Below are 21,619 nucleotides of genomic sequence, written 5' to 3' on the forward strand. Positions count from 1 at the left end.
AGAAGCACCGAGCAAAGAAGCGCCCGCCATGAACAGGGCGGAAGCGGAAGCACCAAAGGAGCCAGGAGTCAGGAGCCTGAATGTCACCCACCTCGGAGCCCCCGATATCCGGCACCCCCGCCCCGGGAACCGTCCGTCCGGGCGGTCGGACCGCCCGCGTCCGTGAGGCCGTACTGCGGGCGGCGGGCGACGTGCTGGCCGAAGACGGCTTCGCCGCGCTCGACTTGACGGAGGTGGCCCGGCGGGCGGAGGTCGGCAAGACCACGGTCTACCGCCGCTGGGGCACGCCCGGCGCCCTCGCGGCCGACCTGCTCGCGGACATGGCCGAGCAGTCCCTGCCCCGCACCGACACCGGCTCCGTCGCCGAGGACCTGCGCGCCCACGCCCGACTGGTCGCCAAGACCCTCATGGACCCCCGCCAGGGCCGCCTCTTCAAGGCCCTGATCGCGGCCTCCCTCTGCAACGACCAGGCGGCCGAGGCCCTCCACCGCTTCTACGCCACACGCCTTGAGGAATGGGCAGGCTGCGTGACGGACGCGGTGAAACGCGGCGAACTCCCTGCGGGAACCGCCCCCTTCCCGGTCATGGCCGCAGTCTCGGCCCCCCTCTACTACTCCTTCCTCAACACGGGCCGCCCCCTGACGGAGACCGACGCAGACAGGGCGGCGGCCTCGGCGCTGGCGGCGGCAAGGGCCGGGGTGTGGGCGGCGCAGGAAGGGCAGCAGGACGACACGAAGGCCGTGGATGCCGTGGATGCCGAGGGCACCGTGGAAGCCGAGGACGTCGTGGAAGCCGTGGACGCCGAGGACGCCGTTTCAGAAAACCAGGGCCACCTAGGATCCACCCCATGAACGCTCCGGCCGCAGCCACGCCTCCCAACGGCCCGTTGTGCACCTGCGATTCGATCGCTGCCGACCTGCGAGCGTTGGGGATCCAGGACGGGGAGACCCTCCTGGTGCACTCGTCACTGAGCTCGCTCGGCTGGGTGGTGGGCGGCCCGGTAGCCGTGGTGCAGGCCCTCATTGACGTCCTTGGCCCGGCCGGCACGCTGGCAGTGCCGACGCAGACGGCCGAGAACTCGGACCCGGCAGGCTGGTCCAACCCGCCGGTTCCCGAGGCCTGGTGGCCCACCATCCGCGCATCCACGCCCGCGTACGACCCGCACATCACCCCTACTCTCGGGGTCGGGGTCATTCCGGAAACGGTCCGGACCTGGCCCGGCGCGCTGCGCAGCGCGCACCCGCAGACGTCGTTCGCCGCGATCGGCGTACGCGCGGCGGAGATCACCGATGGGCACGCCTGGGACTGCCGGTTCGGCGAGCGCAGTCCGCTGGCCCGCCTGGAGGACGCCGGGGCACGCGTGCTGCTGCTGGGAACGGGCTATGCCGCCTGCACCGCCTTTCACCTGGCCGAGTGCCGCATCCCGGGCCCGACGGAAGAAGTGTCGTTCGCGGCCATGACCCCACAGGGCAGGCGCTGGGTCACGGTGCGCGACAACGCCCCCGACAGCGCCCCCTTCGACCGCCTCGGCGCGGACTTCGAACGCGACGAGGCGTCACCGGTGCAGCACGGCACGGTAGGCGCAGCCCCGACCCGCCTGTTCCCCCTCACAGCCGCCGTCACCTACGCCGAACAATGGCTGACGCGCATGCAAAAGGGCACCCACCAAGATGGGTAGGTGCCCTTTTGCCCGGTGCCCCCGGCAGGATTCGAACCTGCGACACCCGCTTTAGGAGAGCGGTGCTCTATCCCCTGAGCTACGAAGGCGAAGGCAACGAAGGCGTGGCCGACGTCTGACAGCGTAGCGGATGGGGGCTTCGGGGATCAGGTCAGTCTTCTTGGTGGGGCTTTCGGTCGGCGAGCATGGCTACCAACTCGTCGGCGCTCAGGCGGGTGTGGTGTTCCACCTCGGTCTCGATGGCCTGGGGGTCGCCGCTGCGGATGGCGTCGATCAGGCGGGCGTGGATGTGGAGGGCGCGGTCCGGGTCGGAGCGGGTGCTCTCGTCGACCGTGATGGCGAGGTTGATCTGGGCTTCCACGGTGGGCCAGATCCGCTTCAGCATGCTGTTGTCGGAGGCGTCCCAGATGGTGCGGTGCAGGGCTACGTGGGCCTGGTGGAGGCGGGCCGGGTCCTGTGCGGCGTGCGCGGCCTCGTACTCCTGCCAGGCGGACTCCAGCTTTGCTTGCCGGGTGCCGTCGGGGTCCTCGGCCACCGCTCGGGCGGCGAGGGTTTCCAGGGCGACGCGGACTTCCGCTATGTCGGTGATGAATTTTTCGTCCATCGACGTGACCACGACTCCGCGGTAGGGCTGCTGTTCCAGCAGGCCCTCGTGGATCAGCTGGTAGATCGCTTCTCGCAGGGTCGGGCGGCTGACGCCGAGCTGTTGAGCGACGTGAACCTCGCGCACCCGCTGTCCGGCCTTCAGCTCGCCGGCCACGATGGCTCGACGGAGCTCGTCCACCACCGCGTCCCGGCGGGTCTGGGTGGTGACCGGCCTGGGCCCGGCGGCCTGGGCAGCCTGTGCCGCCTGTGCCGACTGGGCGGGATGGTCGCTCATGAAATCCTCAGCCTCCGCAGATTGTCTGACCGCAATTCTATGGCCCAGCCCCTAGCGCTTCGGGGGCTCGGGCTCGGGGTCTGGGTCTGGGTCTGGGTCTGGGGCGGTCATGTTGCGCAGGTGGCTCAGGAACGTATGCGTCGCGGGGTGTCTGGGGGTGCTCGGCCACGCCACTCGGACCGTCACCGGGGGTGCGTCCGCCAGGGGGCGGTAGCAGACGCCGGGGTGGGGGTGGGTGTGTTCTGTGCTCTCCGCCGTGACGCCCACGGCCTCGCCCGTGGCGATGACCGTGAGCCATTCGTCCACGTTGGCCACCTCGAAGGTGTGGGGGTGTGGGCCGTCGGACCAGAGGTCGGCCGTCGTCGCGGCGGTGGCGCAGAGCACCACCGGGCGGTCGGTGAGGTCGGCCAGGCGTACGGTGGGGCGGTCGGCCAGTGGGTCGGTTTCCGGGACGGCGGCCAGACGGCGCTCCTGGTACAGCGGGCGGACCTCCAGGTCCGACCCCGGGGCGGGGGCCGTGCGCAGCAGTGCCGCATCGATCTCTCCGCGGCGCAGGGCGGCCTCCGGGTCGTCGCGGCGGTGTACCCGTACCGGAAGGTCGGGGTGCTGCTCGCGCCAGGTGCGCAGCAGGGGCACGGTGCGGTCGCCGAGGGCCGCCCAGGCGAAGCCGATGCGCAGGGGTCGTACCCCCGCGGCGGCTTCCGTCAGGGCGTCGTCCAGCTGGTGGAGGATCAAGTGGGCGCGTTCGTAGAGGCGTTGGCCTGCGTCGGTGAGGTGGAGGGTGCGGGTGGTGCGGTCGACGAGGCGTACGCCGACGCGGCTCTCCAGCTGCTCCAGGGTGCGGGAAAGGGCGGGCTGACTGACGTGGAGCGCGGCCGCGGCGCCGGTGATGGTGCCCGCGTCGCCGATCGCGGTCAGGGCCCGCAGATGTCGTAGCTCCACATTCATAACTCCCGAGCATAAGTCCATCGCGGAAGGTATTTCCCTGGTGCGGCGGCCCGGACTTAGCGTCGCAGGCATGAAGATTCTCCTCATCGGTGCCACCGGCAAGCTCGGCTCCGCCGTACACGAGACGCTGGCCGGGCGCGGGCACAAGGTCCTCACCGTGGGACGCACCGGCGGCGATCTGCGCTACGACGTTGCCGATCCGGCGCAGGTCACCGAGGTGTACGAGCGGGCCGGGGCGGTCGACGCCGTCGTCAGCGCGGCCGGTGACGTGCCGTACAAGCCCGTCACCGAGATGCAGCCCGAGGACTACCTGGGCGCTTTCCGCGGCAAGGCGCTCAGCCAGATCGATCTCGTACGGCAGGGGGTTCCCCGTATCGCCGAGCGGGGCTCCTTCACGCTGATCACCGGCGTACTGGCGCATGAGCCCATCCCCACCAGCAGCGCGGCCGCCATGGCCAACGGCGCCGTGGAGGCGTTCGTGCGCGCCGCCGCCATCGAGATCGCCCCGCAGCGCGTCAACGCCATCAGCCCCACGGTGTTCACCGAGAGCCTCGCCAAGTACGGGGACTTCTTCCCGGGTCGGCCCTCGGTCCCTCTCGCCGATGTCGCCCAGGCCTACGTCCGCTCCGTCGAGGGGGCGGAGACCGGGCAGGTCTACTCGCTCTAGCCACGCCCCTTCCTGGCTACGGCCCCTTCGCTCCCACCGCGCTCGTATCCGCTGGTCAGGGCCTCCGTGTATCGCGGGGGCCCTGCTTTCGTGCGCCCGCCGACCCCGCTCCGCGGCGCGGCTGTCGTCGCTTTACACCAACTTCGCGCCACCTTGTTGACTCCGCCCGTGGACGGTTCTAACGTCATCGCCATGCCGCAGATTGTTTGACAATCTGCAACCTGCACTCCAGGAGGTACACGACTCCATGCGGATCGTTGTTGTGGGCGCCGGGGCCGTCGGCCTGGCGAGTGCCTACCGGTTGGCCAAGAGCGGCTGTGAGGTCGTGGTGCTCGACGCCCGGCGCGCGGGTTCCGCTGCCACGCACGGCAATGCGGCCAAGATCGCGCTGGCGGAGAGCGGCCCGGTACCGACCCCCGGCGTCATCCTTCAAGGGCTGAAGTGGATGCTGAAGCCGGACAGCCCGCTGTACGTCAAGCCCTCGCTCGCGCCCGGCTTCGTCAAGTTCATGCTGAGCATGGCCCGGCACTGCAACGCCCGGGATTTCCAGTACGGCCTGGAGACCCAACTGCGGCTGGCCGAGGGCACGATGGATCTGCTCGACGACTGGACCCGGGACGGCATCTCCTTCGAGATGCACAAGGCCGGTGTCCTGCTCGCCTTCGAGACCCGGGAGCGGTACGAGGAGCAGTGCGCTTCGCTCGATGTCTTCGAGCGGTTCGGCATGGTGCCCGAGCATCTGCACGGTGATGCCGTCCAGGAGCGCGAGCCCGCGCTCAACGAGCGGACCCGGCATGGCCTGTTCTTCCCGGACGACCGGCAGGTCGAGCCGGACTCCCTCACCGCCGGGCTTCTGAAGCGTTGTCAGGAGCTTGGTGTGGAGGTCCATGAGCACACTCCGGTACGCCGGTTCCTGCGCGCGGGCGGCACCGTCACCGGCGTGGTGACCGACAAGGGCGAGTTCACCGGCGACAGCCTGCTGCTGGCGGCCGGGGTGTGGACCGGCCGGATGTCCCGCGAGCTGGGCGTTCCGCTGCCCATCCGGCCCGGCAAGGGCTACAGCGTCGACTACTCCCCGGCGCCTGTGCAGTTGCGCACCTCGCTCACCCTGGAGGACGCCCGCGTCGCGGTCACCCCGCTCAACGGGTTCCTGCGCCTTGCCGGAACGATGGAATTCGGCGGCCTGGAGGAGAGCATCAACCCCCGCCGCGTAGCCGCGATCAAGCAGGCCGCGGCCGATGCCTTCACCGGCTGGGACAACCCGCCGGGCGAGGCGAGTCCCTGGGCGGGCATGCGGCCGATGACGCCGGACGGGCTGCCGGTCATCGGTCGGCTCGGCTCGCTGCCGAACGTCTATGTCGCCTCGGGGCACGGCATGTTGGGCCTCACGCTGGCTCCCGCGACCGCCGAGATCATCACCGAGGCCATCACCCTGCGCCGTGTGCCCGCCGCCGCGGAAGCGGTCTCGCCAGGCCGCTTCACGCGGCGGTGACTTTCAGCTGTTCCTGACCGCCTTCGGCGGATCTTGCTGAGAAGGGGGCTGCCCCCTCCTCTCCTCCCATACCTGCCAACCCAGGAGACCCTCATGAGCACCCCCCGGTTCACCGGCATCCTCGCCGCCGTAGTCACCCCGCTCACCGCGGACGCCTCCGCCGTCGACGCGGCGGGCATCAAGCGCCAGGCCGAGCACATCGTCGGCGGCGGTGTCCACGGTCTCGTCCCCGGCGGCAGCACCGGTGAGTTCACCACGCTGACGCTCGACGAGCGTAAGCAGGCCACGGAGTTGTACGTCGAGGCCGCGGCCGGACGCGTACCGGTGGTGGCCGGGACCGGTGCTCTCGGTACCGCGGAGACCGTGGAGTTGAGCGTGCACGCCGAGAAGGCCGGGGCGTCCGCCGTCATGATCGTGCCGCCGTTCTACGACGCTCCGACCTTCGAGGAGCTGCTCGCCTTCTACGGCGCGGTCTCGGACGCGATCGACATCCCGATCATGTACTACAACATCCCCTCCGCGACCGGCGTGCAGCTCACGCCCGAGGAGCTGGCGAAGCTGGCCCGGGAGACCGCGGTGACCTCGTACAAGGACACCGGTGGCGACTTCGCCTGGTTCTCCGCGGTCAAGGAGCAGCACGCGCGGGACATCACCGCGCTCAACGGCTGGGACACCCTCACCTTCGCCGCGCTGGCGAGTGGCGCGCAGGCCGGTGTGTGGGGCACCGCGAGCGTGATCCCGCGGCTGTGCGCCGAGCTGTACGACGCTCTTGCCGTGCGGGGTGATCTGCACGCCGGGCGTGAGCTGTGGAAGAAGATCTTCCCGATCTGCCGGTTCCTGGAGTCCCACAACTACGCCTGTGGGATCAAGACCGGTGTCGAGCTGGTCGGGGTGAGCGCGGGCCCCACCCGCCGTCCTGTCCTTCCGCTGGCGCCCCAGTACCGCGCGGAGTTCCGTGCGCTGCTCGACGCCGCCGGTGTCGAGACCGTCGGCGACGCATCCGTGGCCGCCTGATGAGCGCGTATCGCCGTATTCAAGCGGTCGACGTCCATGCCGCGGGCGAGCCGGGACGCGTCCTGATCGGCAGTCATCTGCACGTCCAGGGCGTCACCATGGCCGAGCGGCTGCACTACTGCGAGAAGCACCTCGACGACCTGCGTCGGCTGCTGCTGCGCGAGCCGCGCGGCTATCCGGCCCTGTGCGGGGTCCTGGTGCTGCCGCCGGCCGACCCGGCCGCCGACTTCGGCCTGGTCATCATGGAGCAGGGCGGCTTCCGGCCGATGTCCGGCTCCAATCTGATCTGTGCCGTGACCGCCCTGGTGGAGACGGGTGAGGTGCCGGTCAGTGAGCCGGTCACGGACCTCACCGTGGATACCGCGGTCGGCCTGGTGCGGGTCCGCGTCGACGTCCAGGACGGCAAGGCCACCCAGGTCACGTTCGCCAACGTGCCCGCCTTCGCCGTCGCCCTCGAGCACGTACTCGAGCTGCCGGAGTACGGGCGGGTGCCGGTCGACATCGTCTTCGGCGGGCAGTTCTACGTGCAGGCGCGCGCTGCCGACCTCGGTATCCGCCTGGAGGCTTCCGCCGCCAAGGAGCTCGTGCGCGCCGGAGCGGTGCTTCGGGCCGCCGCGAACGAGCAGGTGGCGGTCAGCCACCCCATCAACCCGGGCATCAATCACATCGCCCTGACGATGATCCACGGGCCGTCGCCGACCCCGGGCACCGACGGCCGTAACGCGGTCGTCCTGCCCAGCGGCGAGGTCGACCTGGCCGATCCGACGACCTGGACCGGCACCCTCGACCGCTCGCCCTGCGGCACCGGCACCTGCGGCCGCATGGCCGCCCTGCACGCCCGCGGTCAACTCCCCCTGAACACCCCGTTCGTCCACGAGTCGATCCTCGGCACCACCTTCACCGGGATGCTCCTGGACACCGCCAGGATCGGCGCCCACGAGGCCGTACTGCCGACGATCAGCGGACGCGGCTGGATCACCGCGTTCAGCCAGCAAGTCCTCGACGACACCGACCCCTTCCCGCACGGCTACACCCTCGGCGACCTCTGGGGCGAGCAGAGCACCCCCGAACAGAGCACCCCCGAGCAGAGCACCCCACCGAACGGTCCGGCCGAGAACCCCCTGGAGCACTGATGGAAACCACCGGACAGCAGTTCATCGCCGGAAAGCGCCGCTCCGGCACCTCCGGCAAGCAGAACTCGGTCACCAACCCGGCCACCGGAGAGGTCCTGGCCGTCGGCAATCTGGCCGGGGCCGAGGACGTGGACGAGGCGGTCGCCGCCGCCCGCGCCGCCTACGCGGAGTGGTCCCGCACCACGCCCGTCGAGCGCTCCGAAGCCCTGCTGCGCTGGGTGGACCTTTGTATCCATTCGGGATTCGGATTCCAACGTGGTGACATAAGCCGATTGATAAAGTGATCGTGTGAGCAGCGAACTCGTATGGGAAAAGCGGCAGTTCGGCCACCGTGCCAGGCTGGCGCTGACGCCTGCGCAGATCCGGCTCATGGACGGCCAGGCGCACGCGGCCCGTACGATGTGGAACTGCCTGCACGACTGGTGGACGATGTTCCCCAGGGAAAAGCGTTCGCTGGCAGCTGCGGACGCCGCGATACGCCAGGCCCGCAAGGAGATCGACTGGCTTGCCGTGCTTCCCGCCCAGGCCGCGCAGGCGGTACTGAAGACGTATTTCCAGGCGTGGAAGAACTGCTGGGACGGCCGCGCCGACGCGCCGAACTTCAAGGCCCGCTTGCGGTCGGTGATGTCCGTGGACATCCCGCAGGGTCGGGACCTGAACATCACCCGCGTGCACCGCCGCTGGGGCATGGTCAACATCCCCAAGATCGGACGCGTCCGCTTCCGCTGGACGAAGGACCTTCCCGTCGGCAAGCGCACCAACACCGACAACCGCATCACCGGGGCCCGGTTGGTCAAGGACGCCCTCGGCTGGCACATCGCCTTCCGCGTCCAGGCCCTCGAGCCCAAGCCCGAGCCGCACACCGGGCCGGAGGTCGGCATCGATGTCGGCGTCACCGTCCCTCTCGCTCTCTCGGACGGGAAGACGTACGACCACGACGCATGGCTGACTGCCAAGGAACAGGCCAAGCTGCTCCGCCTGGAGCGGCGGGCCGCGCACCGCAAGACCTTCCGCAAGCCGGGCGAGCACCCCTCGAACCGTCTGCGGGCTACCTATGACCAGATCCGGACGCTTCGTGCGAGAGCCAAGCGCAGGCACCAGGACTGGCAGCACCAGACCACCACCGAGATCGCCGCAAGGTACAGCGTGATCGTGGTGGAAGATCTGACGATCACGCACATGGTCAAGAGCGCCAAGGGAACCGTGGAGAGCCCCGGGAGGAACGTCGCGCAGAAATCCGGCCTGAACCGCTCCATCAGCCAGGAGGCATGGGGCCGCACGGTCGAGCTGCTGACGTACAAGACCGCCCGAAACGGTGGCACTCTGCACGAGGTCCCTGCCCCCGGTACCTCCCAGCGCTGCTCAGCCTGCGGCTTCACCACGCCGGGCAGTCGGGAGTCCCAGGCCGTGTTCGTATGCAAGAACCCCGACTGCGGCTGGTCCGGCAACGCGGACCACAACGCGGCCCGGAACGTCTTGCACCTGTACCGGATGGGCCTCGCGCTCATCCCGGCTGCCGGGAGGGCAGTCGTTAGGCGCGCTCGTCGCGTCAAGCCCGCCACCGCAAGGTAGGTGGGAATCTCCTTCCTGAGCTTGCGAAGGGAGGAGAGCACTTCAAAAGGTCAAGTCCGAGGGCGAGTACCGCGGTGGCATCCCCTGGTACATCGAGAAGGGCCTCGGCCAGAAGTGGCTCGCGGTCATGGCCGCCGGTGTGGCGGTGCTCTGCTACACGCTGCTGATTCCCGGTGTGCAGTCCTCGACCATCGTCACCTCGCTCGACACCGCCTTCGGGGTTCCGACCTGGCTGTCCGGGCTGATCGTGGTGGTTCTTCTCGGCGTCGTCGTCTTCGGCGGTACGAAGCGCATCGCCGCGTTCGCCGAGAAGGTCGTGCCTTTCATGGCCGCCTGCTATGTGCTGCTCGCCGTCGTCGTCCTGATCGTGAACATCGGGGAGATCCCCGGCGTCGTACGGATGGTCATGGGCTCGGCCTTCGGAACCGACGCCGTCTTCGGCGGATTGATCGGTGCCGCGGTGTCCTGGGGAGTCAGGCGCTCGCTCTACTCGAACGTGGCCGGGGTCGGCGAGGGCGGCTTCGCTGCTGCCGCGGCCTCGGTCTCGCACCCGGTCAAGCAGGGCCTGGTCCAGTCGTTCTCCGTATACATCGACACCCTGCTCGTCTGTACGGCGACGGGCGTGATGATCCTGTCGACCGGGGCGTACAACATCCTGCCCGAGGGACGCGAGACCGCACTCGTCGAGAACCTGCCGGGGGTGGAGCCGGGGGCCGAGTTCACGCAGACGGCCATCGACTCGAGCTTCCCGGTGGACTTCGGCTCCGGGTTCGTCGCCGTCGCGATCTTCTTCTTCGCGTTCACCTCGCTCCTGTCGTACTTCTACTACGGCGTGACCAACGTCGTGTACCTGACCGGGAGTTCGCGGAGCGTCCCGGCCCGCATCGTGCAGGCCGTGGTGCTGCTCTCGGCCTACCTCGGCACGGTGCGTTCGACCGAACTGGTCTGGCAGCTGGGCGACATCGGGTACGGGCTCATCGCCTGGTTCAACATGATCGCCATCGCGCTGCTCCTGCCGATCGGCCTGCGCGCCCTGCGGGACTACGAACGCCAGACGAAGGCAGGGCTCGACCCGGTCTTCGACCCGGCTCGGGCCGGTATCAAGGGGGCGTCCTTCTGGGAGTCCCGAGCGGGCGTGACCCAGCCATAACGGTGCCCAGCCGTAACGGTGCTCAGCCATAACGGCGGACGGAACCCACCCGTCAGGGGCGCGTGATGCTGACGCGGTGGGTTCCGTCTGGCTCCGCCGAGGTGACCTTGATGCTGATGCCGGTGTCCTTGTCGGTGAAGGTGTCACCGGGGACGTGGGTCGCGTCGGAGAGTTCGGCGTGGACATTGGGGCGGCGGGTGCAGCCGCCGGAGTCGCGGGTGGAGTCGGCCACGGTGATCGGGCCGTGGCCGGTGTCCACGTCGGCGTCGACGCGGTAGATGAGGACGCCGGGCTTGCAGACCGCGTCGTCGTTGCCCGCGCGGGTACGGACCTCGACCGCGTAACCGGTCTTGCCGTCGATCGGGGCGAACGCGAGCTTCGTACCCCCGTTGGGCGCGGCGAGCGGGGCGAGGGCGTGTTCCGACGTGCCGGAGGACGCCGCACAGCCCACCTGCTCGTCGTCGAGCCAGCCGAGCTTCCACTTGTGCCAGGCGAGGAAGTCGTTATTGGCGCCCCAGTCCTCGCTCATGATGTCCCAGTGCCCGACCGCCCCGCCGCCGTCCGAGGTGTAGAGGTCGGGCAGGCCGAAGACATGGCCGTTCTCGTGCGGGAGTACGCGGTAGCCGGTCCGGTGGTACGAGCCCGAGCCGTCGTCCTGGCGGCTGTATACGAAGGACGCGTTCGAGACCGGAACGCCGTCCGCCGTCGGCGCCTCCTGGTTGCCCGCGAAGGTGACGGACAGGACCTGGTCCAGGGCCGAGGGCCCGGCGTTCGGCGTCATCAGGATGTTCACCAGGTCGTACGCGCGGAAGTCCACGTCCGGGTCGGCGGCCGCCACGATGTCCTCGACCAGCTCCCGGTAGCCCGGGTCGAAGGGGGCGCCGCGCTCTACGCCGTACGCCTCGAACGACTTCGGCATCCGCAGCCAGTTCTTGATCGGCGCGTCCGGGCGGTAGTCGAGGCGGCCGTAGGAGCTGGTGCGGAACCACTCCTGGGTCTGCGGGAAGAACTCCGCGAGCCGGTCGGTGGCCGAGCCCTCGCCGCGCGCGTCCGGGAAGTCGATCATGAGGTTCAGGGCCCGGATCTCGCCGGTGGAGCGGGTGTAGCCGGGAGGTGTCGGGACGCTCTCCGACATCTGGACGCTCAGCGCCCCGTTGATCATGCAGGGGGCCAGGGCCGTGGAGCGGTCGAGCGGGGCCGGGCCCGCGGCCTGCGGGCCTGCGGTGAGTCCCCCCGTGCTGGCCGTGGCCGCCCCGGCGAGCACGAGTGCCGCGAGGGCGGCGAGCACCGGGCGCCGCGGCCCGGGTCCGGGGCGACAGGACCTGGATATCCAGCGGCTCGACAGCTGCATGCGCGCCTGCCCTTCGGTCCGCGGCAGCCGCCCGTCCTGGCTGCGCCCTTGTCGATCACCCTCGGCCGGAGACTGCGCGGGCGCGCGCTGGGTGCGGCCGATCGTGGGGCGCCGGTGGGGTACGCAGATGGACGTGTGACGGGTGTGGCGCAGGTCTGGACGTGTGACGGGTGTGGCGCAGATCTGGACGCGTCACGGGTGTGGCGCAGGTCACCGAGGTGGCGCGAAATAAACGGGGAGCGTCTCCCCGTTTGCACGGGTGTCCTCGCGTAAACGGGGACTGAATCCCCGAATCAGCGTCCCGGAGGCCCGTCGTGGAGAGCGCCACCCAGAGCAAGCAGCACCGCGGTTCCCGGCCGCGGGCCGATGCCCTGCGCAACCGGGAGCGGATCGTCGCCGCGGCGCGCGAGATGTTCGTCGAGTCCGGCGCCGACGTTCCGCTCGACGAGGTCGCCCGCCGCGCCGGGGTCGGCAACGCCACCCTGTACCGGCACTTCCCCGACCGCGACGAGCTGGTCCGCGAGGTCGTGTGCTCCGTACTCGACCGGACCTCCGAGCGGGCCCGGCAGGCCCTCGACGCGGCGGGCGCCGCGGACGGGGACGCCTTCGAAGCCCTGCGCGCGTTCGCGCACGCCGCGGTCGAGGAGCGGATCGGCGCCCTGTGCCCCATGCTCTCCGGGACCTTCGAGGCGGACCACCCCGACCTGGTCACCGCCCGCGAGCGGCTCGCCGAGCTCCTTGACGCGCTCATGGGGCGGGCCCGCGCCGCGGGGCAGCTGCGCACGGACGTCGCCGCCGGTGACCTGATGGTGGCGCTGCACCAGCTCACCCGGCCGCTGCCCGGCGCCGGGTGCCCGAACTTCGACCAGTTCGTACGCCGCCACCTACAGGTCTTCCTCGACGGCCTCCGGGCCCCGGCACGGTCCGAACTCCCCGGCGCCGCCGCCACGTTGGCGGACCTGCGGCGGTCGGAGTGCGACGACTGACCTCAACTCCTTCTCCGTACGCAGACGACCGACCTCAGCTCCTTATCCCTGCGCAGACGACTGACCTCCGCTTTTCACCACGCACGGTCCTTTTCACCACGCACACGTCCCGAGGTGGGTACCCCCATGTCCGAAACAGCCCGGCCGGCCGACCAGGCCCTACCGGATCCCAAGCGCTGGAAGGCGCTCGTCTTCATAGCCCTGGCCCAGCTGATGGTCGTGCTCGACGCGACCATCGTGAACATCGCGCTGCCCTCCGCCCAGCAGGACCTGGGCATCTCGGACGGCAACCGGCAGTGGGTCATTACCGCGTACGCCCTCGCCTTCGGCGGACTGCTGCTCTTCGGCGGCCGGATCGCCGACCTGTGGGGGCGTAAGCGGACCTTTGTCACCGGCCTGTTCGGCTTCGCCGCCGCCTCCGCGCTCGGCGGCGCGGCCAGCGGTGAGGCGATGCTGCTCGGCGCCCGCGCGCTCCAGGGTGTCTTCGGCGCACTGCTCGCGCCCGCCGCGCTCTCGCTGCTCGCCGTGATGTTCACCGAGGCCAAGGAGCGCGCCAAGGCGTTCGGCATCTACGGTGCGATCGCCGGTGGCGGCGGTGCCGTCGGGCTGATTCTCGGCGGCTTTCTCACCGAGTACCTGGACTGGCGCTGGACGTTCTTCGTGAACATCCCGTTCGCGATCGTCGCGGCCGCGGGCGCGTACCTCGTGATCCGCGAGCCCGCCGGTGCCCGTAACCGCTCGCCGCTCGACATCCCGGGCGTCGTCCTGTCCACGCTCGGCCTCGTGGCCCTGGTGTACGGCTTCACGCGCGCCGAGTCCGACGGCTGGACGGACGGCGTGACGCTCGGCATGTTCGTCGCGTCGGCCGTGCTGCTCGCCGCGTTCGTGGCGGTCGAGGCCCGGGTCAAGGCGCCGCTGCTTCCGCTGCGCGTCCTGACCGACCGCAACCGCGGTGGCGTCTATCTGTCGCTCGGTCTCGCCGTCATCGCGATGTTCGGGCTCTTCCTGTTCCTCACGTACTACCTGCAGATCGTGAAGGGCTACTCGCCGGTGCAGACCGGCTTCGCGTTCCTGCCGATGATCGTCGGCATGATCACGGGCTCCACGCAGATCGGCGCCCGCCTGATGACCCGGGTGCCGCCGCGGCTGCTCATGGGCCCCGGCTTCCTGGCCGCGGCGACCGGGATGCTGCTCCTGACCCAGCTGGAGATCGGCACGTCGTACGCCGGTCTGATCCTGCCCGCGCAGCTCCTGCTCGGCCTCGGCATGGGTACGGCCTTCATGCCCGCCATGTCCATGGCCACGTATGGGGTCGAGCCGCGGGACGCCGGGGTCGCCTCGGCGATGGTCAACACCTCGCAGCAGGTCGGCGGCGCTATCGGCACCGCGCTGCTCAACACCATCGCCGCCTCGGCCACCACGGCGTACCTGACCGACCACGCGGCGCAGGCCGCGGGCGGTGCGGGCGCGCGGAAGCTGCTCCAGGCACAGGCCATGGTGGAGGGCTACACCAGCGCGATCTGGTGGGCCGTCGGGATCCTGGTCCTGTCCTCGGTGATCGCGACGACGCTGGTGACGACCGGGCGCCAGGGCGGCGGCGCCGCGCCGGTCGCCAAGGGTGACGGCGACGCGGGGCACGCGGAGGCGGAGGTGGCCGTTCCGGTCGTGGCCCACTGACCGCTGAAGCGTGGCCCACTGACCACTGAAGTAGGGGCGCCCCACAAGAACCGCGATGACCGCCCCTACTGAAGTACGGACGGAATCAACCTGAAGTACGGACGGAATCAGCGGAGCCACGGCAGGTCCGCGCCCGCCTCCTTCGGCTGCAGTCCCTCGGCGACGATCTGCATGATCTCGCCGAGGGACCGCTGCTGTTCGGGGGTGAGCCGGTCGAAGAGGGCCTGGCGTACGGCGGCCACATGGCCCGGTGCGGACTCCTTCAGGACGGCGTAGCCCTCGTCCGTGAGGACGGCGTTCTGGCCGCGCTTGTCCGAGGGGCAGTCCTCACGGCGCACCCAGCCGCTCTTCTCCAGGCGCGCGATGGCGTGCGAGAGCCGGGAGCGGGTGATCTTGGCGTGCCGTGCGAGGTCGGTCATCCGCATGCTCCGGAGCGGGGCCTGCGAGAGCTGTACGAGCAGCCCGTAGTAGATGTGCGGCATCTTCGCGTCGCGCTGCAACTGCCGGTCCAGATGGTCCTCGAGGAGCGTCGTGGCGTGCATATACGCCCGCCATATGCGCTGTTCCTCGTCGTTGAGCCAGCGCGGTTCCTCGTGGTGCTTGGTCATGACACCTACGGTACGAGGCGCTTCTCGTACCAGGCCACGTCCCAGTACCGCCCGAATTTCCGCCCCACCTCGTGGTACGTACCAACATGGGCGAAGCCGAAGCGCTCGTGCAGCCGCGCCGAGGCGGCGTTCGGCAGGGCTATTCCGGCGTACGCGCGGTGCACGTCCTCGTCCGCGAGGGCCTCGAAGAGCGCCTTGTAGAGCAGGGTGCCGACGCCCCGCCCGGTGGCCTCGGGGGCCAGGTAGACGGAGACCTCCACCGAGGTCGCGTACGCCGCCTTCGGGCGAAATGGGCTGCTGGTGGCATAACCGAGCACCCCGGAAGCGTTGGACTGATGCGCAACCAGGAGCCGGTGCGGACCGTCTTCAGGATGGGAGTGCAGCCACGGAAGGCGCTCCTGAGGCCCGAAGGGCTCCGTGTCGAATGTGATGGCCGTCTCACGGACGTAGTGGTTGTAGAGCTCCGTGAGCGGGGTGAGGTCGTCCTCCGTACCGGGCCTGACCTGCACCTCTCCGGGGTCCTGCGGCATCTCGCCTCCTAGGTGGCGGCACAGGGTACTGCAAGGTCAGGAAAAATGTTGAGCGGCTTGGGAATTCTGTCCGGATTCCAGTCGTTGTGTTCATCGAATGCAGGGCGTAAGCCCCGCACCGCCCCGCTGATGTCTTCGCAAGGGAGCACGCATGGCAACCCGTGCCGTCGCCCGTAAGTCCGCCGCCGGCGAGACCGACGCGGCAAACGGTGTTCGCGCCACTGGCGGCGAGATCGCCGATCGCGACCTGGTCGGCATGTACCTGGACGAGATCGCCCGTACGCCGCTGCTCGATGCAGCCAGAGAGGTAGAGCTCTCCCAGACCATCGAGGCGGGCGTGTACGCGGGCAAGATCCTCGCCGGTGAGGTCGATGAGCAGAGCCAGGTGGCCAAGGGGGCCGCCCGTGAGGAGCTCGAGGCCCTGGTCGCCGAGAGCGAGCGGGCCAAGGACATCTTCATCCGCTCCAACCTTCGCCTCGTCGTCGCGGTCGCCCGCCGCTACCCGCGCAGCGGCCTGCCGCTCCTCGACCTGATCCAGGAGGGCAACGCGGGCCTGGTGCGCGCGGTCGAGAAGTTCGACTACCGCAAGGGCTTCAAGTTCTCGACGTACGCGACCTGGTGGATCCGTCAGGCCATCACCCGCTCCATAGCCGACCAGTCCCGCACCATCCGCCTCCCCGTCCACCTCGTCGAGGAGCTCGGCCGAATCCGGCGCGTGCAGCGGGAGTTCAACCGTGAGCACGGCCGCGAGCCGGAGCACACCGAGATCGCCGCGGAGCTCGACTCCACACCGGCCCGCGTCTCGGACGTGCTCGACTGGGCCCGCGACCCGGTCTCCCTGAACATGTCGGTGGACGACGACGGCGACACCCAGTTCGGCGACCTGCTCGAGGACACCTCGGCGGTCACGCCCGAGCAGTCGGTGCTCTCGCTTCTGCGGAGCGAGGAGCTCGAGGACCTGATCGGCAAGCTCGACCACCGCACGGCGTCGATCATCCGGATGCGGTACGGCATCGAGGACGGCCGCGAGCGCACGCTCACCGAGGTCGGCAAGGAGCACGGCCTCACGCGTGAGCGGATCCGCCAGATCGAGAAGCACGCGCTGCTCGAACTGAAGCGGCTCGCCCGGGACACGGGGTTCGACGCGGCGGCCTGACGCCGCCCGACGGCCCCTCGCAGACGCGGGCTCCGGTGTCTTCCCCCGGCACCGGGGCTCGCTCCGTTTTGGACGTTGCCCCGCGCCGGTGTGCCGGTCGGCTAACGTGCCGTGGCCCGTGCCAGACGCGCAGCCAACTCCCCTACGTGACCGACGAGTTCCTCCGGCCCGTGCACCGTGAAGTCCGCGTCCACCAGGGTCAGGCGGACCGCGAGCCACTCGATCGAGTCCGTCACCGTGGCGCGCAGACGGCAGCTGTCCCGGCCCTCCGGCACGGGCGTGCCGATGGCCGCGGGGATGCGGGCGGCGACGAACTCGACGGGCGCGGCGAACGAGACGTCGATGGCGTACGACGGCTGGTGCCGCCACATCGCACGGCGCGTGAACTCCGCCGCATCGCCCTCCGGCAGCTCCCGCGGCGTGAAGCGCGCACCGGTCGGGAAGGGCTCCGCGACCCGGTCCACGCGGAAGGTGCGCCAGGCCGCGCGCTCCAGGTCGTACGCCACCAAGTACCAGCGCCGCCCGGTCGATACGAGGCGGTACGGCTCCACCAGGCGACGTGACTCGGTGCCGTCACCCGAGCGGTAGTGGAAGCGGAGCTTCTCGCTCCCGCTGGCCGCCGAGGCGATCACGGTGAGCGTCTCCGGAGAGATCGTCGCACTGTCACCACCCCCGGAGAACAAGGGAGTTGTGGCGGACTGAAGCGTCATGACGCGGTGCCGGAGCCGGGACGGAAGGACCTGTTCCAGCTTGGCGAGCGCCCGTACCGATGCCTCCTCCACGCCCTCCACGGCGTGCCCGGCGCCCGCCCGCAGGCCCACCGCGATCGCCACCGCCTCCTCGTCGTCGAGGACGAGCGGCGGCATCGCCTTGCCCGCCACAAGCCGGTAGCCGCCCTCGGCGCCGAGGCTGGCCTGCACCGGATAGCCGAGCTCGCGCAGCCGCTCGATATCGCGCCGGACCGTGCGACGGGAGACGTTCAGGCGGTCGGAGAGCTCGCCGCCGGACCACTCGCGCGGGGTCTGCAGCAGCGAGAGGAGTTGCAGCAGTCGTGCCGGGGTGTCTGTCGTCATGCGGTCATCGTCCCGCGGAAAGAGGACATGTTCTGACCTACATGCCCCGTACGTTCGTCCGCATGACCACCACAGCACCCACTACGCCTACGACGGCACCGGCCGCGCCTCGAGCGACGGCCGGGGAAACCGCCGATGTCACCACCTCCGGTCCGGCCGACCGGCGCCGCTGGATCGCGCTCGCCATCGTCATGACGGCGGCCTTCATGGACCTGGTCGACGTCACCATCGTCAATATCGCGCTGCCGTCCATCCGGGCCGAACAGGGCGCCACCTTCGGGCAGATCCAGTGGATCACCGCCGGGTACGCGCTCGCGCTCGGCGCCGGGCTGATCACCGGCGGACGGCTCGGCGATATCCACGGCCGGAGGCGGATCTTCCTCATCGGCATCGGCGGCTTCACGCTCGCCTCCGCGCTCTGCGGACTCGCCGTCAACCCCGAGATGCTCGTCGCCTCACGGGTCCTTCAGGGCGGTATGGCGGCGCTGATGGTGCCGCAGGTGCTCTCGATCGTGCACGCCACCTTCCCGGCCCACGAACGCGGCAAGGTCTTCGGCCTGTTCGGCGCGGTCGTCGGCCTCGGCGCGGTCTCCGGGCCGCTGCTCGGCGCGCTCCTCACGGAGTGGGACCTGTTCGGCCTGGGCTGGCGGCCGATCTTCCTGATCAACCTGCCGGTGGGCATCGCCGGGCTGCTGCTCGGCCGCGCCTTCATCAGCGAATCCCGGGCGCCCCGGGCGCTCCGGCTCGACCTGGTCGGCGTGGTGCTCGTGGTGCTCGGGCTCCTGATGCTGCTCTATCCGCTCACGCGCGGGCGGGAGTTGGGCTGGCCGGTCTGGGGGTACGTGTCGATGGGCGGCGCCCTCGTCGTCTTCGGGGCCCTGGTGGCGTACGAGAAGAGGAAGACCCGCAAGGACGGCTCGCCGCTCGTCGAGCTCTCGCTGTTCCGGGTCAAGAGCTTCGCGGCCGGGATCGCGGTGCAGCTCACCTTCGGGCTTGTCTGCGGGATCTTCTTCCTGGTGTGGACGCTGTACATGCAGATCGGGCTCGGCTGGTCGCCGCTGCGGGCGGGGCTCACCGGGATTCCGTTCTCGCTCGGGGTGTCGGTGGCGGCGGGCGTGTCCGTGCAGAAGCTGGTGCCGTGGTTCGGCCGGAAGGTGCTTCAGGCCGGGGCCCTGACGATGGCGCTGGGTGCGCTGCTCTACCTGTGGGAGGCCGGGCGGTACGGGGCCGACATCACCTCCTGGCAGATGGTGCCGCCGCTCGCGGTGATGGGCCTGGGCATGGGGCTCATCGTGGCGCCGCTGACCGACGCGGTGCTCTCCGGGGTGCCGCGGGAGCACTCCGGTTCGGCATCCGGCCTGATCAACACGGTGATGCAGATGGGGAACGCGCTCGGGCTCGGGCTGGTGTCCGTGGTCTTCTTCGGATTCATCGACAAGCACGCCGAGCGGACGGTTCCGGGGATCGCGTACCCGGAGGGGTTCCAGCACGCGCTCGGCTGGGTCGCCGGGATCCTCGGCGGGATCTTCCTGCTGATATTCGCGCTGCCGCGGAGGGCCGGGGGCGGCACCGAATAAGCCCGTCCGGCGTTTGAGGACGAGGCCTCCCCCAAGCTCTCAGCTTCGTTCGAGCAGGGAGGTACCCCCCTGGCCGAAGCGGGGGTCTGGGGGCGGCAGCCCCCAGCTACCGCCACCGAGCCGACGGGACCTTAGCCCGTTTCTGTCTGTCTCATGCCCGAGTCTGTTTACTTCCGCGCAACACAGTCGTACCGTGGGCGCGAACCCACAGACTCGGGCGCAACACAGACAGAAACGGGGCTGAAACCACATGTACGCACCGGAGCGCCAGCAGGAGATCCTGCGGCTCGCCCGCGACAGCGGTCGCGTGGACGTGCTGTCGCTCGCCGAGGAACTTCAGGTCACGGCCGAGACCATCCGCCGCGACCTGAAGGCCCTCGACCGCGCGGGCCTGGTGCGCCGGGTGCACGGCGGCGCCATCCCGGCCGGCCGCCTCGACTTCGAGCCCGACCTCGCCGAGCGCGAGAGCACCGCGGCCGACGAGAAGGACCGCATCGCCCGCGCCGCCGTCGCCGAGCTGCCCACCGAGGGCAGCGTGATCCTCGACGCCGGTACGACGGTGGCCCGGCTCGCCGCCGCGCTGCCCCTCGAGTCCGGCATCACGGTCGTCACGCACGGCCTCGCCACCGCCGCCCGGCTCGCCGACCACCCCGGCATCCAGCTGCACCTCGTCGGCGGCCGGGTCCGGAACCGTACCCGCGCCGCCGTCGACTCCTGGTCGCTGCGGGCGTACGGTGAAATCCGAGCTGACGTGCTCTTCCTCGCCGCCAATGGCTTCTCCGTAGAGCACGGCCTGACGACTCCGGACCTCGCCGAGGCCGCCGTCAAACGCGCCACCGTCGCCGCCGCCCGCCGGGTCGTGCTGCTCGCCGATTCCTCCAAGCACGGGCAGGAGCACTTCGCCCGCTTCGGCGACCTCGCCGACGTGGACCTGCTGATCACCGACTCCGGCCTGACCAAGGCCGCGGTCGCCGCCATCGAGCGGGGCGGTACGGAGGTCGTACGCGTATGAGAGACGAAGGCCGTACGCGCATGCGCCGCACCGAACCCCCGCGGCCGGAAACCCCCCGGGCAACCGCCGCACCCACCCGTACCCCCGCACCCGCTCCTGGCACAGAGGCAGCAAGCACCCTGATGATCCTCACCGTCACCCCCAACCCGTCCCTCGACCGCACCTACGAGGTCACCTCCCTCGACCGCGGCGAGGTCGTCCGGGCCACCGCCGACCGCATGGACCCCGGTGGCAAGGGGGTCAACGTCTCCCGCGCCGTCGCCGCCGCAGGCCGCCCCACCGTCGCCGTACTGCCCCTCGGTGGCGCCCCGGGCGCGGTGGTCGCCCAGCTTCTCGGCGAGCAGGGGATCGAGGTCGCCCCGGTGCCGGTGTCCGGCCAGACCCGCTCCAATATCTCCGTCGCCGAACCGGACGGCACCCTCACGAAGATCAACGCCGCCGGTCCCGAGCTCTCCGCCGACGAGGCCGAGTCGCTGCTCGCCACCGTCAAGGAGCAGTCCGCGGGCGCCAGTTGGATCGCCTGCTGCGGCTCCCTGCCGCGCGGGCTCACCCCCTCCTGGTACGCCGACCTGGTCGCCCGCGCGCACGCCGCCGGGGCCCGGATCGCCCTCGACACCTCCGGGCCCGCGCTGCTCGCCGCGCTCCGCGAGCGCCCCGACGTCGTCAAGCCCAACGCGGAGGAGCTCGCCGAGGCCGTCGGCCGCCCCCTCGCCACCGTCGGCGACGCCGTCAAGGCGGCCGAGGAGCTGCGTGAGCTGGGCGCCTACTCGGTGCTCGCCAGCCTGGGTGCCGACGGGCAGTTGCTCGTCGACGCGTCCGGCGCGCACTTCGCGACCGCCCGGGTCGAGGCCGTACGCAGCAACGTCGGCGCCGGTGACTCCTCCCTCGCCGGCTTCCTGATCGCGGGCGGCAGCGGCCTCCAGGCGCTCGCCTCCGCCGTGGCGCATGGCGCCGCCGCGGTGCAGCTCCCCGGCAGCGTGATGCCCACGCCCGCCGACCTGAACCTGTCGGCCGTGGCGGTCACGTCCGACGTCCCCCTGGACCGCGTACTCACCGAACCGGCGGAGCCCGCGACATGAACACCCGTCCCCACCTCACCCCCGTCCCCACCTCCA

General features: G+C 70.4%; 19 protein-coding genes, 1 tRNA gene and 2 pseudogenes. 15 read left to right on the forward strand and 7 right to left on the reverse strand.

Annotated features, from left to right (window positions below; genetic code table 11):
* Positions 1 to 80: 80 nt before the first annotated feature.
* Both ACWD10_RS02885 and ACWD10_RS02890 read left to right on the forward strand, forming a co-directional pair.
* A pseudogene (locus ACWD10_RS02885) lies at positions 81 to 704 on the forward strand (TetR/AcrR family transcriptional regulator C-terminal ligand-binding domain-containing protein); the annotation flags it as partial.
* A gap of 143 nt (positions 705 to 847) precedes the next feature.
* A complete protein-coding gene (locus tag ACWD10_RS02890; RefSeq protein ID WP_451086285.1) occupies positions 848 to 1,678 on the forward strand; it encodes an aminoglycoside N(3)-acetyltransferase in 831 nt (276 codons plus the stop codon).
* 16 nt (positions 1,679 to 1,694) lie between these two features.
* On the opposite strand, the gene ACWD10_RS02895 is transcribed toward ACWD10_RS02890, so the two are convergent.
* From ACWD10_RS02895 to ACWD10_RS02905, 3 genes are all read right to left on the reverse strand, one after another.
* Positions 1,695 to 1,767: transfer RNA gene (locus tag ACWD10_RS02895), tRNA-Arg, on the reverse strand.
* A gap of 62 nt (positions 1,768 to 1,829) precedes the next feature.
* Positions 1,830 to 2,558, reverse strand: coding sequence for a GntR family transcriptional regulator (locus ACWD10_RS02900; protein ID WP_451086287.1), 729 nt, complete (start codon positions 2,556 to 2,558; stop codon positions 1,830 to 1,832).
* 51 nt (positions 2,559 to 2,609) lie between these two features.
* Positions 2,610 to 3,506: a LysR family transcriptional regulator gene (locus tag ACWD10_RS02905; RefSeq protein ID WP_451086289.1), complete on the reverse strand. Its 897-nt coding sequence runs from the start codon at positions 3,504 to 3,506 to the stop codon at positions 2,610 to 2,612.
* A 70-nt stretch (positions 3,507 to 3,576) separates the two neighbouring features.
* On the opposite strand from ACWD10_RS02905, the gene ACWD10_RS02910 reads away from it, so the two are divergent.
* The 7 genes and pseudogenes from ACWD10_RS02910 to ACWD10_RS02940 form a co-directional block, all read left to right on the forward strand.
* Positions 3,577 to 4,173: a short chain dehydrogenase gene (locus ACWD10_RS02910; RefSeq protein WP_451086291.1), complete on the forward strand. Its 597-nt coding sequence runs from the start codon at positions 3,577 to 3,579 to the stop codon at positions 4,171 to 4,173.
* A 247-nt stretch (positions 4,174 to 4,420) separates the two neighbouring features.
* A complete protein-coding gene (locus ACWD10_RS02915) occupies positions 4,421 to 5,665 on the forward strand; it encodes an NAD(P)/FAD-dependent oxidoreductase (protein ID WP_451086293.1) in 1,245 nt (414 codons plus the stop codon).
* Between the two features lie 93 nt (positions 5,666 to 5,758).
* Complete coding sequence (locus tag ACWD10_RS02920; protein ID WP_451086295.1) at positions 5,759 to 6,679, forward strand: dihydrodipicolinate synthase family protein; 921 nt, start codon at positions 5,759 to 5,761, stop codon at positions 6,677 to 6,679.
* A complete protein-coding gene (locus ACWD10_RS02925; protein WP_451086297.1) occupies positions 6,679 to 7,812 on the forward strand; it encodes a proline racemase family protein in 1,134 nt (377 codons plus the stop codon). Before ACWD10_RS02920 ends, ACWD10_RS02925 begins: the two co-directional genes overlap by 1 nt.
* Positions 7,812 to 8,096, forward strand: a complete 285-nt coding sequence (locus ACWD10_RS02930; protein ID WP_451086299.1) for an aldehyde dehydrogenase family protein — start codon at positions 7,812 to 7,814, stop codon at positions 8,094 to 8,096. The genes ACWD10_RS02925 and ACWD10_RS02930 overlap by 1 nt, the downstream gene beginning before the upstream one ends.
* A gap of 4 nt (positions 8,097 to 8,100) precedes the next feature.
* Positions 8,101 to 9,384, forward strand: a complete 1,284-nt coding sequence (locus tag ACWD10_RS02935; RefSeq protein WP_451086301.1) for an RNA-guided endonuclease InsQ/TnpB family protein — start codon at positions 8,101 to 8,103, stop codon at positions 9,382 to 9,384.
* Positions 9,385 to 9,442: 58 nt separating this feature from the next.
* Positions 9,443 to 10,534, forward strand: a pseudogene (locus ACWD10_RS02940) (amino acid carrier protein); the annotation flags it as partial.
* Positions 10,535 to 10,586: 52 nt separating this feature from the next.
* Here the strand turns inward: ACWD10_RS02940 and ACWD10_RS02945 are convergent.
* Positions 10,587 to 11,885 (reverse strand): M6 family metalloprotease domain-containing protein, encoded by a 1,299-nt coding sequence (locus tag ACWD10_RS02945; RefSeq protein WP_451086303.1) that lies wholly within the window; start codon positions 11,883 to 11,885, stop codon positions 10,587 to 10,589.
* A 314-nt stretch (positions 11,886 to 12,199) separates the two neighbouring features.
* On the opposite strand from ACWD10_RS02945, the gene ACWD10_RS02950 reads away from it, so the two are divergent.
* Positions 12,200 to 12,871 (forward strand): TetR/AcrR family transcriptional regulator, encoded by a 672-nt coding sequence (locus tag ACWD10_RS02950; RefSeq protein WP_451086305.1) that lies wholly within the window; start codon positions 12,200 to 12,202, stop codon positions 12,869 to 12,871.
* Positions 12,872 to 12,997: 126 nt separating this feature from the next.
* Positions 12,998 to 14,548, forward strand: coding sequence for an MFS transporter (locus tag ACWD10_RS02955; protein WP_451086307.1), 1,551 nt, complete (start codon positions 12,998 to 13,000; stop codon positions 14,546 to 14,548).
* 107 nt (positions 14,549 to 14,655) lie between these two features.
* Here the strand turns inward: ACWD10_RS02955 and ACWD10_RS02960 are convergent, their stop codons facing one another.
* Both ACWD10_RS02960 and ACWD10_RS02965 read right to left on the reverse strand, forming a co-directional pair.
* Entirely contained in the window at positions 14,656 to 15,156 is a 501-nt protein-coding gene (locus ACWD10_RS02960; protein WP_451086309.1) for a MarR family winged helix-turn-helix transcriptional regulator, read from the reverse strand.
* Positions 15,157 to 15,161: 5 nt separating this feature from the next.
* The gene (locus ACWD10_RS02965) at positions 15,162 to 15,686 is read right to left on the reverse strand and encodes an N-acetyltransferase family protein (protein WP_451086311.1); all 525 of its coding nucleotides are present in this window, start codon (positions 15,684 to 15,686) and stop codon (positions 15,162 to 15,164) included.
* A gap of 151 nt (positions 15,687 to 15,837) precedes the next feature.
* Here ACWD10_RS02965 and ACWD10_RS02970 point away from each other — a divergent pair, with 151 nt between their 5' ends.
* Positions 15,838 to 16,842, forward strand: coding sequence for a sigma-70 family RNA polymerase sigma factor (locus ACWD10_RS02970; protein WP_451086313.1), 1,005 nt, complete (start codon positions 15,838 to 15,840; stop codon positions 16,840 to 16,842).
* A 101-nt stretch (positions 16,843 to 16,943) separates the two neighbouring features.
* Here ACWD10_RS02970 and ACWD10_RS02975 read toward each other — a convergent pair whose 3' ends face one another.
* Positions 16,944 to 17,915, reverse strand: a complete 972-nt coding sequence (locus ACWD10_RS02975; RefSeq protein ID WP_451086315.1) for a helix-turn-helix transcriptional regulator — start codon at positions 17,913 to 17,915, stop codon at positions 16,944 to 16,946.
* A gap of 62 nt (positions 17,916 to 17,977) precedes the next feature.
* On the opposite strand from ACWD10_RS02975, the gene ACWD10_RS02980 reads away from it, so the two are divergent.
* From ACWD10_RS02980 to pfkB, 3 genes are all read left to right on the forward strand, one after another.
* Complete coding sequence (locus tag ACWD10_RS02980) at positions 17,978 to 19,492, forward strand: MFS transporter (protein WP_451086317.1); 1,515 nt, start codon at positions 17,978 to 17,980, stop codon at positions 19,490 to 19,492.
* Positions 19,493 to 19,742: 250 nt separating this feature from the next.
* Positions 19,743 to 20,504: a DeoR/GlpR family DNA-binding transcription regulator gene (locus tag ACWD10_RS02985; protein ID WP_451086319.1), complete on the forward strand. Its 762-nt coding sequence runs from the start codon at positions 19,743 to 19,745 to the stop codon at positions 20,502 to 20,504.
* A gap of 122 nt (positions 20,505 to 20,626) precedes the next feature.
* Entirely contained in the window at positions 20,627 to 21,583 is a 957-nt protein-coding gene (gene pfkB / locus ACWD10_RS02990) for a 1-phosphofructokinase (RefSeq protein ID WP_451086533.1), read from the forward strand.
* Positions 21,584 to 21,619: the final 36 nt, after the last annotated feature.

Source organism: Streptomyces sp. NPDC002851 (genome assembly GCF_053591935.1).